Source organism: Rhodanobacteraceae bacterium, assembly GCA_024234055.1.
Lineage (GTDB): Bacteria > Pseudomonadota > Gammaproteobacteria > Xanthomonadales > SZUA-5 > JADKFD01.
On the sequence record JACKOW010000007.1, the window covers coordinates 185,149 to 199,420 of the forward strand.

The window sequence follows — 14,272 nt, forward strand, 5'->3', positions numbered from 1 at the left end:
TTTGCAGACCTCGTCATTGTAGGTGGCTACTGACGCTGAGGTCTTGACGTCCATGCTGATGCGCAACACCTGTCCCGCCGGTCTGGCGCTGGCTGTCTGCCTGGGGCTGCCGAGCTTCTCGTGGGCTCAGGATGCCGTTCCGGTGCGTGTGGTGGCTCCCGCCCAGGAAGCCGTGATCGAAAGGCGCGCGCTCAGTGGCAGCTTGAATGCACTGAATGCCGCCTCGCTGTCGCCGCGGGAATCGGGCGTGGTCGAGCGGATCACCGCCGATGCCGGGCAGGAGGTCAAGGCCGGAGACACGCTGCTGGTGCTGGATGCCACGCTGGCGCAGTTGCAGGCAGCGAGGGTCCGATCCTCCCTGGCAGAATCGAAGGTGCGGCTGGCCGAGGCCGAGCGCGTGCGCGACGAATCGGCGCAATTGGCAGACCAGCGCAACATCGCCCGTACCCAAGCGCGCGCCGCCGAAGCCGAAGCCCGGATCCAGGCAGCGGCCATGGCCAGCGCCAAGGCCGAAGCCGATCTGGCCGAAGAGCGGGTGCGCAGGCACACCCTGAAAGCGCCGTTTTCGGGGGTAATTGTTCAGCGCAACGTCGATGCGGGCGAATGGGTCGATGCGGCAACGCCGGTGTTCGAACTGGTCGACACCTCGAATCTGCGGTTCGATCTGCAGGTACCACAGGAACTGCACGGCGCCATCGCCAAGGGTGATTCGGTGCAGCTGCAGATCGACGCCTTCCCGGGTCAGAATTTTGCCGGCAGCGTGGATGCCGTGGTCCCGGTGAAGGATCCGGCTGCGCGAACCTTTCTGGTGCGCATCGCGGTCGGCGATCCGCAATCCCGATTGCAGCCCGGCATGTCGGGTCGGGCCGAACTGGCGCTGGCTCGTCGGGCGCAGGCCTGGACCCTGCCCCGCGATGCGCTGGTGCGCTATCCGGATGGCAGTCACGGCATCTGGATCGTCGAGACCGGTGCGAACGGCCCGGTCGCGCGTGCGCGCCAGGTCGAGTTGGGACTGGAACTGGGTGACCGTCGCGAGATCCGCGCCGGCATCAGCGGCGGCGAGCGCGTGATCGAACGCGGCAATGAACGTCTGCGCGATGGCGCGCCAGTGCGCGTGCTCAACGACGCCGGTTGAGGGAGGCCCCGATGTTTGAAGCCATGCTTCGCCGCGGCACCCTGATGGCCGTGATCGTGCTGATCGTGGCCGTGATCGGCTTGATGGCGACCTTGCGGATCCCGGTGCAGATGATCCCGGATCTGGAGGTGCGCACCATTTCGGTGGAAACGCGCTGGCCGGGCGCCACCCCTCAGGATGTGGAAAAGGAGATCCTGGTCGAGCAGGAAGAGTATCTGCGTGCGGTGCCGAACCTGATTCGCATGGTGTCCTCGGCATCCACCGGCCGAGCCGATATCGAACTGGAATTCCCTTTCGGCACCGACATCAACCAGGCCCTGATCCGGGTCAGCAATGCGCTCAGTCAGGTGCCGGCCTACCCCGAGAACGTGGACGAGCCGCAGCTGTCCTCCAGCTCCTTCTCCGACAACGCTTTCATGTACTTCCGGGTGGTACCGCTGGCCGGCAATCCGCTGAGCGTCGATGTCGACCTGATGCGAGATTTCGTCGATGACTTCGTCCGCACCCGGATGGAACGGGTGCCGGGCGTATCGCAGGTCTCGGTCGGCGGCGGCGCCGAGCGCCAGATCCAGATCATTGTCGATCCGGCACGACTGGCCGAACGCGGCCTCAGTCTGCTCGATGTGCGCGAAGCGGTGCGTCAGCGCAACAGGGACGTCTCCGGGGGTGATGTCGATTCCGGCAAGCGCCGTTATCTGCTGCGCACCGTCGGTCGCTTCGAGCATGTCGACGAATTGCAGCAGCTGATCATCGACCAGCGCGGCGGCACGCTGATCCGCCTGGGCGATGTGGCCGAGGTGCGCTCGGACCATTCCGAGATCCGCCAACTGTCCTTCGCCAATGGTCAGCCTGGGCTCAGCCTGTCGGTGCGGCGCGAGAGCGGTTCCAATGTCATCGACATCAAGCAGCGCATGCTGCCGGTGATGGCCGAACTCAACCGCGACGTGCTGGCGCCAGTCGGTATGGAAATGCACCTGAGCTCCGACGACGTCCGCTATGTCGAGGATTCGCTAGCCAATGTCTGGCAGAACCTGATCATCGGCGCAGTGCTCGCTTCACTGGTGCTGTACCTGTTCCTGCGGTCCTGGTCGGGTACCTTGATCGCGGTGGTCGGTCTACCCTTGTGCACGATCGCCGCACTGATCGGCCTGCAGCTGGCCGGACGCACGATCAATGTCATTTCCATGGCCGGCGTCGCTTTTGCCATCGGCATGACCCTGGACAACACCATCGTGGTGCTGGAGAACATCGAGCGCCTGAGGCGCAAGGGAATGTCGCGCTTCGATGCGGCGCTGGCCGGCGTGCGCGAGGTGTGGCCGGCGCTGCTGGCCTCCACGTTGACCACCGTGCTGGTGTTTGCGCCCGTGTTGTTCATCCGCCAGGAAGCCGGCCAGCTCTATTCCGACGTGGCCATCGCCATTTCGGCCGCGATCATGGCCTCGATGCTGGTGGCCATCAGCATCGTGCCGGCGCTCGCGTCCAGGCTGGGACTGGGATCCAGCGGAACGACCACCACTGGCGCCACCGATGTCGTGAGCCATTGGGTCACGGCGCTGATTGCCAGTCCGCTGCGCCGAGGCTGGACCATCGCCCTGAGCGTTGGCGTCACAGTGGTTGCCGCCTGGTGGTTGACGCCTGCGGCCGAGTACCTGCCCGAGGGCGAGGAGCCGAAGACCTTCTCGGTGATGAATGCCCCGCCCGGCTACAGCCTGCAGGAAATGGCCAGTATCGGAGCCGAAGTCCAGGCCGAATTGCTGCCCTATCTGAGCCAGGAGCCCGACGCCTACGCCCGCGGCGAGAGCGCGGTGCCGAGCATCCGCACGCTGAATCTGAACATCTCCGCAGGTTCATTGAGGATCATCTCCGAGAGCCAGGTTCCGGGCGAGATCGATGCCCTGATGGATGCCATCGACCAGCGCTTCCGCGCCTATCCGGGCATGCGTGCCTTTTCCTCGCGCGGCTCGATCATCTCCAGCAACGATGGCGGCACGCGCAGCGTCAATCTGGATATTTCCGGGCCGGATCTCACCCAGATCTACGCTGTGGCCGAAGCCGCGTACCGACGGGCCGAATCGGCTTTCGATGGCGCCCGCATCGGCTCCTCACCCTCGAATCTGGTGCTGGGCCAGCCGCTCCTGCAACTGCGTCCCAACTGGGACCGCATGGCCGAACTCGGCATGAGTCCGCAGGGGCTGGGTTTTGCGGTGGCGGCGCTGAGCGACGGCGCCTTTGTCGACGAGTTCTTCCTCGACAACGACAAGATCGATATCTACCTCTATGGCCCCTCCGGCAGCGCGCAGTCGCTGGCCGCGGTGCCCGATCTGCCGATCTACACGCCCAGCGGGGCGGTACTGCCGCTGCGGGCGCTGGTCGAAATCGTGGAAACCGTGGACACGGAAACCCTGCGCCGGGTCAATGGTCGGCGCACGGTCACGCTCAACATCGTGCCGCCGCGTTCGGTGCCGCTGGAAACCGCCGTGGAAACCGTGCGCACCGAGGTCGTCCAGGCGCTGCAGGCCGACGGTCTGGTGCCACCCGGCATCAGCATCGATTTCTCCGGCGCCAGCGATCAGCTCGATGCCACCCGCGAGGCCTTGTCGAGCAATTTCCTGGTCGCCGTGGCGCTGTGCTACCTGATTCTGGTGGCCATCTTCGTGCACTGGGGCTATCCGCTGCTGATCTTGACCACGGTGCCGCTGGGCGTGGCCGGCGGCATCATCGGTCTGGCCTTGATGAATCTGTTCGTGCGCCAACCCTTCGACATGATCACCATGCTGGGCTTCCTGATTCTGGTTGGTACCGTGGTCAACAATCCCATCCTGGTGGTCGATCAAGCCCTGCGCAATTTGCGCGAATCCGGGGCCAATGCCGTCGAGGCGGTGACCCAGGCAGTGCAGGCGCGGATTCGGCCGATGTTGATGTCGACCACCACCACGCTATTCGGCCTGGCGCCCCTGGTATTCATTCCCGGCGCCGGCGTCGAGCTCTACCGCGGCGTCGGTGCCATCGTGCTGTTTGGATTGCTGTTCAGCCTTCTGGTGTCACTGAGCTTCCTGCCGGCCCTGCTGACCAGCGTGCTCGGCCGGCGTCGAAGGTCGTAGGCCAATGGCGCCTTTGTGGTTCACGTAGGCCCGCAGCGCAGCAGACCCGGCCTTGGTAGCCCGAACTGCGCGCAGCGCTGTCCGGGTGGTGACGCGGAGGAGCCCCGCTGAGCCGCTGCGCGGCACAACGGGCTACATGGGGCGGCCCCCCCGTTGCGGGTTGTCGGTGGTTGGAAAGAACCGCAGCCGTTGTAGCCCGAAAGCGCGCAGCGCTGTCCGGGCGGTGACGCGGAAGCCCCCGGTGAGTGGCTGCGCTGCATCAGCGGAACGGCTCTGCCCGTGCCAGCAATTCGTCCAGGCCCGGCTCGTTCGGATCACGCGGCTTGCCCGGGTGGATGATCGCCACCTGGCAGCTTTCGGCCGCTTCCACCAGTTGCCGATAGCTACCGGCACTCAAATCCTTGATGTAAGCCTGCTTGCGCTCGTCGTAGCCGAACATTCGATCGTTGATCAGCTGGCACTCGTTGCAGCTGGGACAGCGCGCGGTGTCGATCCAGGCGTCGTCGCGTGTGTGTTCGGGCAAAGCCTCGCCAGTCAACACCGGCGCCACGTCTGCAGCAGCAGGCCCGGCTGGGGCTGTCGCCTGCGCCGCTGCCCAGGCCGCTTTTTCCTTCGCTAGCAGGCGTTCGGCATAGGCGTCATGCACACCACCATGCTCCTGCAAACGCTGCCACAGCAGCAGGCAGCGCCGCGCGGCCTGCATGACCTTCGCATCCACGATCAGCCTATGCAGCTGGTCATCCTCGTCGACCGCCAGCACATAGGGTACGCGCTCGGCAGCTTCTGCTTCGTCGAGCGCCAGCCATTCCGCCGCAGGCAACATCGCTGCACTCCATGACGACGGGGGTACCCGCGCGAAATGAGCGGCCTGGGCGCGGTCGCACAGCACGAAATCGGCAAAGCTGAAGGCGTAGGGCTGCTCGGCGCGTTGCCACTGCGCATCGCAGAATTCGAGCCTTTCGACGGGCCAGTTGTCGTCCGGCTGCGGGTTGTTCTCGAGTGAAAAGCGTGTCGCCCAGTTGCTGCCGGCGGCCGCATCGTAGCTGAACGCCGGAAATGCCCGCGACTGCATGGCGGCCGCCGCGCTCAGGTACGCGGGCAGCGCGGCTGCGGGGTCGTCCTTGCAGGCATATACGCTGAACAGCGCTGGCCCGGCACAGCCCAGACCCTGTTCGATGCGCGCCCGCATGGCGTAGAAATTGGAACTGGTTGACTGCAATACGAACATCCCACCCAGGCCCATGGCCGCTGTTGCCAGCCGTGCGCTGCGTACGCCGAAGGCGAAGTGGCCGCCGCCGATGGCAGTGCCTTCGAGCAGCGATGAGGTCTGCACCAGCACCTTGATCGGCAGGCCATTCGAGAGCAAATCGAGCAGTCCCGCATTTTCCGGCGCATCGTTCCGATCCGGCGGGATGCAGACCAGATACTCGGGGAAACGAGCCAGGTCCGCGGCCGTCAATGATTCGACGTCAAAGGATTCGAAGACCGGATCGTGCTCGGCCTCGACATAACGACCTGCCGCTTCCAGCTCGGCAATTGACAGCGCCTTGATCAACGAGGCCGCATCGGCAGCACGCTGTTCATAGGCCCGGGCGGCATCGGCGCAATTGTCGTAGACAAAGTTGAAACAGTCGCCGGCAGCCTCCGGATCGGGCGCGAAGAACCGCTGCGAGCGCAGCACGGCGAGGGTCTGTTCCAGCCGCTGCCGCCGCGAGGGTGGCAAGTCCTGCTGCGGCATTCCCTTGCCGACGATGCGCGACAGCAGGTCAAAATCGAAGGCGTCCCGATGGGAACCGCCCAACGAGGCCTTGAGGCTCTCCGGCCGGGTGCCGGCTTCGGAATGGACATGCGCGGCACGCAAGATATCGCTGAGCCTCAGCATCAAGCCGCTCAGTTCGGTATGGAACTGTCGCGCCTTGGCCCCTTGCGCGGCCCGCCAGACATGAGCCAGCAGCCGCGCCGGCATCGTCTGCGTGCACGCTACTACTTCGCCATCGCCATGCAGCGCCGATGCCGCGTGCAGCAGCACCTGCTCCAGGGTCTCGCCCTCGCGCTCGCCCAGGCGAGCCGCAGCGGCTTCCCACAAATCCGACAGGCGCCCCTCGGCCCCGTCAGCAAGGGCGCGACGAATCTCGGTCTCCAGTTGCAGCGCATGCCGGCGCAGGCGTTCGCCTTCGATGCCGCGCGGCGCAACTTCACGCAGCATGCCATCCACCAGCGCCGACAAGGAACGCACGCTGCCCGGGCCATCGACACCATCCAGCAGCACCAGCGGAAAATCATGGCGCAGCCCGGCCAGATCCCGATACGGCGCCAGCAAGGCCGGGAGCAGTTTCAGTCCGTCGATGGCCTGCAAGGCATCGCCTTGGCGCTTTCCGGTCAGATGAAAGATCTGCTGCGCCGGTTGCCGGGTCTTCATGTCCATCGCAGGGTCTCGTTCAGATTGGGAGGCGGTGGCAGGCATGGCGCTCAGGCACCGTGCTGCGCAGAGGGCTCTTCGTCCGGCCACACGGTGTACTTGTCGAACTCGCGGTCCAGGCCGGCATGAATATGCTCGGGCGAACGCAAGCGACCCGGGTGACGCAGGTCCTCATAACAAGGCGCATCGGGGTTGCTGTAGAGGATGCCGACCGGAATCGGATCCTCCTGCGAGGCGATCTCGCGGGCACGATCGATGTTGATCGGATCGTGCGCCAGCTGGTTGCGATAGGCCTTCGACAGCGCCGGGCTGAGCTGCAGACCGTTCGGATGAGTGAGCAGTTGGGTGCGCTGCGGATCGTGCAGCCAGGGATCGAAAGCCTTGGGCATGAATTCCGGACAGCGCTGCAGGATGCGCACGAAGGAGAAGCCCCGATGCAGATAGGCTGCGCGCAGGATGTCGTAGAGCACCTCGGGCACCCAGTCGACCGCCTGGGCCACGAAGGACGCGCCCTGCACGCCCAGAGACACCGTCAGCGGATTCATCGGCTCCAGGGGCGCGCCGTAGGGTGTCGTGTTGCTCTTTAGTCCCCGCGGCGAGGTCGGCGAGGCCTGTTTCTTGGTCAGGCCATAGACGTGGTTGTCATGCAGCACCACGGTGATGTCCATGTTGTAGCGCAGGGCATGAATCCAGTGCCCGGCACCGATACTGCAGCAATCGCCGTCGCCGGTGCTGACGAAGACCTTCAGGTCCGGTCGCGCCATCTTGATGCCCTCGGCCACGGGAAAGGCGCGGCCGTGCAGGCTGTGGAAACCGTAGGTCTTCATGTAGTGCGGCAAGCGACTGGAACAGCCGATGCCGGAGACGAACACGGTGTCTTCAGGTGCCAGCTCCTCCACGCTGCACAAACGCTGCATGGCAGCAAGTATGGCGTTGTCGCCGCAGCCACTGCACCAGCGCGGCACGCCGCCCTGATAGTCCTCCAGCGCATGATGTTCCTGATGCAGCTTGATCACGCATTGATTCAGCGAGCGGCTCATGAGCTTCGTCCCTTGCGTTGCAGTTGCGCCCGTGCGGCCTTGACGATGTCTCCCGGTTTGATCGGTTGGCCGCGAGCCTGACTCCAGCAGTCGATGTCCTTGAGGAAGCGCGAGCGCAGCATCATCGCCAGCGCCGAGTAGCGCCGGTTGTCCTCATCGATCAACTCATCCTCGATCTTGTCGGACCAGTTGCCCTCGATGGTCATCGCCTGCGGAAAACGCGCCAGGATCTCGCGGATGCCCGAGGGCATGGGCTGCAGGAAGCGCAGGTGCATGGATGACACCGCCAGACCCTCGCCACGAAGCCGGGTCACGGCCTCCTCGATGGCGCCCATGGTGCTGCCCCAGCCGATCAGCAACAGTTCGCCCTCGTCGCCACCGACGACCGGCGGTGCCTTCAGGGTCTTCTGCAAGGCCGCCAGCTTGAGGCTGCGGGCGCGCAGGCCTTCCTCGTTGATGGCCGGGTCGTAGGCGACCTTGCTGGCGCGATCGTGGGCGAGGCCGGTGACGGTGTGCATACCGCCGGCCCTGCCCGGCTGCAGCCGACGCGAAAGACCGGTCGTGCGATCCCAGTCATAGGCCTTGGCACCGGGTGGCACCGGTGTCAGGTCCACCGGTGGCGCCAGCCAGTCCTCGCTGAACTGCGGGCGCGGGAAGGGCTGCTGGGCGGTCGACAGGCTGGCGTCGGAGAGAATCACCACGACCATGCCGAAGGTCTCGGCGATCTTGCGGGCGGTGATCACCGAGTAGAAACAGTCCTCGATGCTGCAAGGCGCCATCACCACCTTGGGGGCATCGCCATGACTGCCGAAAATGGCGGCCAGCGCGTCGCCCTGCTCTACCTTGGTGGGCTGTCCGGTGCTTGGACCGCCACGCTGCACATTGACCACCACCAGCGGAATCTCGGCCATCACGGCCAGACCCAGCACTTCCTGCTTCAGCGAGTAGCCGGGGCCCGACGTGATGGTGACCGCGCACTTGCCGGCATAGGAGGCACCGACCGCAAAGGCGCAGGCGGCGATTTCGTCCTCGGCCTGATGGACGACGCCGCCGATCTTTTCGAAGGCTTCGCTGAGATAGTGAGACGCCGAAGTGGCCGGCGTGATCGGATACATCGCGCAGATGTCCATGCCCGAGGCCATCACCCCGAGCGCGATCGCGGTATTGCCGTTGACCACGATCTGCGGCTCGCTGGCACGCTGCGCTGGTATGCAGTACTTGAAGTCCAGATGCTCCTCGGCCCAGCTCATGCCGGCCTTGAACAAGGCGATGTTGTCGGCAATCACCTTGGCGTCCTTCTTGCCGAAGATCCGCCGGATCTGTTCGCGCGCCAGAGCCGCATCCAGTCCGTAGACATTGCAGAGGATGCCGAGCACGAACATGTTCTTGCCCTTGCGCGGATCATTGACCCATTCGCGACAGCGTTCTTCCAGCGGAATCTCGTGGACCTGATAGCCGTCCTTGCGCAGCGCCTCGACCGTGGCCCTGTAGGAGGCCACGACGGCCGGATCGCGATGCTCCGCCCACATGTTCTCCAGCAGAATCTTCGCGCCGGGCTTGAGCTCACCGGCATTGACCCGACCCAGCAGCACCTGCTCATTGAACGCCACCACCAGCTCGGTCTGGTCGCCGCCATTGCTGATGTGCCCGGATCCGATGCGGATGCGGATGCCGCTGGCGCCAGCCACGCTGCGCGCCGGCGGCTGAATCTCGGCAGGAATGATCTCGGTGGTCCAGATGCCGTTGCCCATGCGAGCGGCAATGGCGCCCAGCGACTGGCCGCAGCGCTGCGCGCCCTCACCCGAATCACTGATGACCTCGATGATGGCCTCGGAAACCGGCGTCGCCGGCCGCGGCGTACGCAGCTGGGCCGGGGGTGCAACCAGAATTGCAGTGTCGTTCATGGCGTCTTCGCTATGCGGCGAAATGGGACAGGTCGCGTACCGGGATGGAAAAGAAGCCTTGTCCGCAAAGGACGCAAAAAACGCGAAGGAAAAGCTGTTTCGAACTTAATTCGTACCGCCATGAGTGACTCTCCACGTAATTGATTCTTTGCTTTCTTTGCGTCCTTTGCGTCCTTCGCGGACGAACGCTCTCGGCCCTTGATCTAGCGCGCTGCCATCCGCAGGCGAGCATAGTTGCGCTGGCGACGGTCGATGCCGAACACCCGATCCATCAGGTCGGCGTCCACGTCCCGATAGACCAGATCGCTGTCGCGCAGGCCCAGCCAGGCTTTCATGCCGCGCGCGGCCTTGCGCCCGGCGCCCATGGCCTGGATCACCGTGGCCGCGCCGGTGACGATGTCGCCGCCGGCATAGACGCCGGCGATCGACGTGGCCAGGTGCTCGTCGGTAGCAATGTAGCCACGGGAGTTCAGCGCCAGCTTCGAGGTCTGTCCCAATATCGGATTGGCATTGGTGCCGATCGCGTAGATCACCATATCGGTCTCGATCTCGAAGGCGCTGCCAGGAACCGGTTCGGGGCGACGTCGGCCCGAAGCGTCTGGCTCACCCAGTTGCATGCGCTCACAGCGCATCGCCCGAACGGCCTTGCGCTCGTCGCCGATCAGTTCCAGCGGCGCCGTCAGCCACTGGAACTCGATGCCTTCCTGCTGCGCGTGGTGGATTTCCTCGGCCCTGGCCGGCGCCTCGGCGGCGCTGCGTCGGTAGATGCACGTCACCTTCTCGGCACCCACACGCAGCGCTACCCGCATGGCATCCATGGCGGTGTTGCCGGCTCCGATCACGGTCACATGCTTGCCCGGCTGCAATGGCGTGTCGTAGCGGGGAAAGTCGCGTCCGTGCATCAGATTGCAGCGGGTCAGCCATTCATTGGCCGAGAGCACGCCGCCCAGCGACTCGCCAGGAATGCCCATGAAGCTGGGATAACCGGCGCCGGTGCCCACGAATACGGCGTGAAAGCCCATCTCGCCGATCAGTTGCTCGATGGTGAACAGACGCCCGACCAGCGTGTTGCATTCGAAGCGGATTCCGAGCCGCGTAAGCTTTTCAATTTCGACATCGACCACGCTGTTGGGCAGCCGGAAATCCGGTATGCCGTACTTGAGCACGCCACCCGGCTCGTGGAAGGCCTCGTAGACCACCACCTCGCATCCGGCCTTGGCCATGTCCGCCGCGCAGGCCATGCCCGCCGGCCCGGAGCCGACGATGGCGACCCGAAAACGGTTGGGCTCGATGTAAGGCACGTTGGCCCAGCCTTCGGCGATGGCCATGTCGCCGACAAAACGCTCCAGTCGCCCGATCGCCACCGGTTCCAGCGATTCGCCCACCGTGCACACGCCCTCGCACTGGTTCTCCTGCGGGCAAACGCGTCCGCAGACCGAGGGCAGCAGATTGGTATCGGTGATGGTGTCGTAGGCGCCGTGAAAGTTCTTCGCGGCGATCTTCAGAATGAAGCCGGGGATGTCGATGCCCACCGGGCAACCCCGTACACAGGGCTGATCGGCACAATTCAGGCAGCGCTCGGCCTCGTTCAGGGCATCTTCCAGACGGTATCCGCAGGCCACTTCCTCGAAATTTCGCACCCGCTCTTGCGGTGCTTGCTCCGGCATCGGCGTCCTGGCCTGGGGAATGCTGCGGATGGTTTTCTTCCTGGCCATTGAATCGCTCCTGTACTTGCTGCGGCTCAATGACCGAGGACGGGTGGCGCCGCGTTGCGGACCCGACAGCTGTCGGTGTAGGTCTGCAAAGCGCTCTGTTCGGTGGCCTTGTAGCGGCCCAACCGCGCCATCAGATCGTCGAAGTCGACCTGGTGGCCATCGAAATCCGGGCCATCGACACAGGCAAACTTGATGCTGTCGCCGATCTTGACCCGGCAGCCGCCGCACATGCCGGTGCCATCGACCATGACCGGATTCAGGCTGACCATGGTCCTGATCCCGTGCGCCCGTGTTGCTTCCGCGCAGCCCTTCATCATGATCGGCGGCCCGATGGCCACGACTTCCTCGATATCCGGATGAGCCTTGATGGCCTGCTCGATACCGACCGTCACCAGACCCTTGATGCCGGCCGAGCCGTCATCGGTGCAGATGATCAGTTCATCGCAGCAGGCGCGGAACTTGTCCTCCCAGAACATCAGCTCACGGTTGCGAAAGCCGAGCACGCCGATGACGTAGGCACCGCTCTGCTTGTAGGCTCGGGCTTGCGGATACACTGGCGCAACGCCCAGACCACCGCCCACGCAGACCACCTTTCGGGCGCTGCCGATATGGCTTGGGATACCCATGGGACCGACCATGGCATGCAGTGAAGAGCCCACCTGGCAATGCTCCTGCATCGAGCGAGTGGTCTTGCCCACCGCCTGGATCACCAGCGTGATGGTGCCGCGCGTGGCGTCGAAGTCGGCAATGGTCAGCGGTATGCGCTCGCCTTGGGCATGCTCCATCACGATCACGAACTGCCCCGGCCGCGCCGCCCGCGCCATCAGCGGATGCAGCACCTCCAGCAGAAACGTGACTTCAGAGAAATCTTCTCGGGCAACAATTGCAAAGTCGGACATGGCAGCCTCGATGAGTGCAAGTCCCAGGTCACCGCCGCAGTGTCCAGCATCTCCACGCGTCGAACTGATCGGGCCTGCGCAAAGCCTATGCCCCCTGCCGGCAGACACCTTGCGATGGATCAAGCATTGCTTGCCACCTCTCCCATCTGGCCTCCGATAAGTCGGATCCGCGATGTAACATCGGACGACACCGCCTTGGACTTCCAGATGCAACGCACGTGGACTTTGCTACCGCCAACGCTGGCCTTGGCCCTTCTCGGTTTTGTGGTAATCGCGACCTGGCACGCTGTCTTCGGTCCCTGGACTTTCGCCCACGATGAGGGACTGACGGGCCTCACCGCCGTCAACGTCCTTGATGGATTGTTGCCACACGTGGATTTTGTCGACCCATACACTGGTGGCGCGGCATTCCTGCACTCGCTTATGTACCGCATCTTCGGCGTCGGCGTCGTTGCCAGCCGCTACGCCCTGTTCGCGGCCTCGTTGCTGCTCGCGGCAGCCTTGTTCGCATTGACAAGATCCGAGCACACCACCACCAGAGCGGCGTTTGCGTCTGCGATGGGGCTTGCCTGGGGTCCTGTGGTCTACATGACCGCGCTACCGTCCTGGTACAACCTCACTGCCATGGCCATCGGAGCAGCATTCCTGCTCCATGGATGGAGGTCGAACAGCTACGCCTGTATCGTGATCGCAGGCGTTTTCGCCGGCCTTTCTCTGCTGGCCAAGTCCACGGGCGTCTATTTTTGCCTCAGCGCCGTGCTGTTCCTGGCAAGCCGCGGGGGTCCGGGACAAATCCCGATTGCAATGCGCCTGACAGCAGCACTGGTCGCATTCCTTTTTGTATTCCTTCTGACCTTCAGAGCCTTGTCACCATCGGTTCTACTTTACTTGCTCTCACCGGTGATGGCGATCGCCTACTACGTAACCATCCCGAAGCGGGCGTCTGACCTTTCGCCAGACCCACGACGAATCTTCAAGTTCATCGCAGCGTTTTCAATCGGAATTGCTGCGGTGATCCTCCCGTGGCTCGCGCTGTACGCGTGGAATTCTGGGTTGAATGCCTTGTGGCACGGAATGGTCGTGCTGCCCAGTAGCCGACTGGAATTCGCCACACGGCCATTGCCACCGGTGGCCACTTCAATTGGTGCGGTGATCTGCGTCGTGGTCTTCATCGCTCGAACACGGCTGGGAACAGCGGCGCGCCGCTACGCTGACCTGGGTATCGCCACGCTGCTTCTTATCGTGCTGGCGATGAGTCGAGAAGCTGCCGTCTATCAATGGGTCTGGAATACCGTCCGCTGGCTTCTGCCTTTTGCGGCTATCAGCTACTTCGTCGCGCGCAGCATCAAGGCAACAGACGAAGACCAGAACAAGAATGCCTTGACGGATTTGCTATGGATGGCAACAGCATTCGGCTCACTGATTCAGTTTCCGTTTTCCTTTCCGCTGTACTTTGCATACATCGCACCGCTGTTCGTTGTGACCGTATTCTTGACCGTCATTCGATTCGACCAAGAGCCAGGGATACTCCCGTGGGTGCTGGCCGGGTTTATGGGCTTTTTCTGCATCCACACGGTACACGGGAGCAATGTCTCAGCTTTGGGTCGCGCCGCCCTTCCTCCTGCCAACGCTCAATTTCTTGATCTTCCGCGAATTCGCCTCCCGGCTCCGGAATACGATCAGGCTGTTTACCAGCGAATCGCGGACCTCGCTATGCAACATGGCAATGAGCATCCGATTCTCGCCTATCCCGACTGCCCCGAAGTTCCCTTCTTCTCGGGAACGAGGTCAGTGCTGCGAAGCCCCTATCGCTTCATGGCCCCTGAAGAAGTCGACGCAGTTCATTTGCAGCAAGGCTTTGACCAAAAGCAAATCTATTTTGCAGTATTGAACAAAGAACCAGAGTTTTCGCCGCCTATTAGTGATGTTGAATATCAAATAATCGCCGACCAACTCCCAAACGTGGAGGACGTCGGCCACTTCAGGGTGATGTGGCGTGGGCCGTCTGTCGATGATCCGTCTGCACGGTAAATCGCCTGAATGTCGACACGCGAAACGA

Annotated in this window: 8 protein-coding genes; 3 read left to right on the forward strand and 5 right to left on the reverse strand. The window is 63.7% G+C overall.

Annotated elements, in window-relative coordinates; translation table 11 throughout:
* Positions 1-52 precede the first annotated feature (52 nt).
* Together H7A19_13610 and H7A19_13615 are read left to right on the forward strand one after the other, a co-directional pair.
* Positions 53-1,135 carry an efflux RND transporter periplasmic adaptor subunit gene (locus H7A19_13610; protein ID MCP5475865.1) on the forward strand — a complete coding sequence of 361 codons (1,083 nt, stop codon included), beginning with the start codon at positions 53-55 and terminating at the stop codon, positions 1,133-1,135.
* 11 nt (positions 1,136-1,146) lie between these two features.
* Entirely contained in the window at positions 1,147-4,236 is a 3,090-nt protein-coding gene (locus tag H7A19_13615) for an efflux RND transporter permease subunit (protein ID MCP5475866.1), read from the forward strand.
* A gap of 259 nt (positions 4,237-4,495) precedes the next feature.
* Here H7A19_13615 and H7A19_13620 read toward each other — a convergent pair whose 3' ends face one another.
* The 5 genes from H7A19_13620 to H7A19_13640 form a co-directional block, all read right to left on the reverse strand.
* Entirely contained in the window at positions 4,496-6,661 is a 2,166-nt protein-coding gene (locus H7A19_13620) for a hypothetical protein (GenBank protein MCP5475867.1), read from the reverse strand.
* Between the two features lie 44 nt (positions 6,662-6,705).
* Positions 6,706-7,695, reverse strand: coding sequence for a 2-oxoglutarate oxidoreductase (locus H7A19_13625; GenBank protein MCP5475868.1), 990 nt, complete (start codon positions 7,693-7,695; stop codon positions 6,706-6,708).
* Entirely contained in the window at positions 7,692-9,599 is a 1,908-nt protein-coding gene (locus H7A19_13630) for a 2-oxoacid:acceptor oxidoreductase subunit alpha (GenBank protein MCP5475869.1), read from the reverse strand. Before H7A19_13630 ends, H7A19_13625 begins: the two co-directional genes overlap by 4 nt.
* A gap of 203 nt (positions 9,600-9,802) precedes the next feature.
* Entirely contained in the window at positions 9,803-11,314 is a 1,512-nt protein-coding gene (gene gltA, locus H7A19_13635) for an NADPH-dependent glutamate synthase (protein ID MCP5475870.1), read from the reverse strand.
* A gap of 26 nt (positions 11,315-11,340) precedes the next feature.
* A complete protein-coding gene (locus tag H7A19_13640) occupies positions 11,341-12,213 on the reverse strand; it encodes a sulfide/dihydroorotate dehydrogenase-like FAD/NAD-binding protein (protein ID MCP5475871.1) in 873 nt (290 codons plus the stop codon).
* 207 nt (positions 12,214-12,420) lie between these two features.
* On the opposite strand from H7A19_13640, the gene H7A19_13645 reads away from it, so the two are divergent.
* Positions 12,421-14,244, forward strand: coding sequence for a hypothetical protein (locus tag H7A19_13645; protein MCP5475872.1), 1,824 nt, complete (start codon positions 12,421-12,423; stop codon positions 14,242-14,244).
* The last annotated feature ends 28 nt before the right edge of the window (positions 14,245-14,272 follow it).

Coding starts and splice junctions, on each gene's coding strand:
- H7A19_13610 (MCP5475865.1), top strand. CDS start 53: ATGCTGATGCGCAACACCTGTCCCGCCGGTCTGGCGCTGGCTGTCTGC.
- H7A19_13615 (MCP5475866.1), top strand. CDS start 1,147: ATGTTTGAAGCCATGCTTCGCCGCGGCACCCTGATGGCCGTGATCGTG.
- H7A19_13620 (MCP5475867.1), bottom strand. CDS start 6,661: ATGGACATGAAGACCCGGCAACCGGCGCAGCAGATCTTTCATCTGACC.
- H7A19_13625 (MCP5475868.1), bottom strand. CDS start 7,695: ATGAGCCGCTCGCTGAATCAATGCGTGATCAAGCTGCATCAGGAACAT.
- H7A19_13630 (MCP5475869.1), bottom strand. CDS start 9,599: ATGAACGACACTGCAATTCTGGTTGCACCCCCGGCCCAGCTGCGTACG.
- gltA (MCP5475870.1), bottom strand. CDS start 11,314: ATGGCCAGGAAGAAAACCATCCGCAGCATTCCCCAGGCCAGGACGCCG.
- H7A19_13640 (MCP5475871.1), bottom strand. CDS start 12,213: ATGTCCGACTTTGCAATTGTTGCCCGAGAAGATTTCTCTGAAGTCACG.
- H7A19_13645 (MCP5475872.1), top strand. CDS start 12,421: ATGCAACGCACGTGGACTTTGCTACCGCCAACGCTGGCCTTGGCCCTT.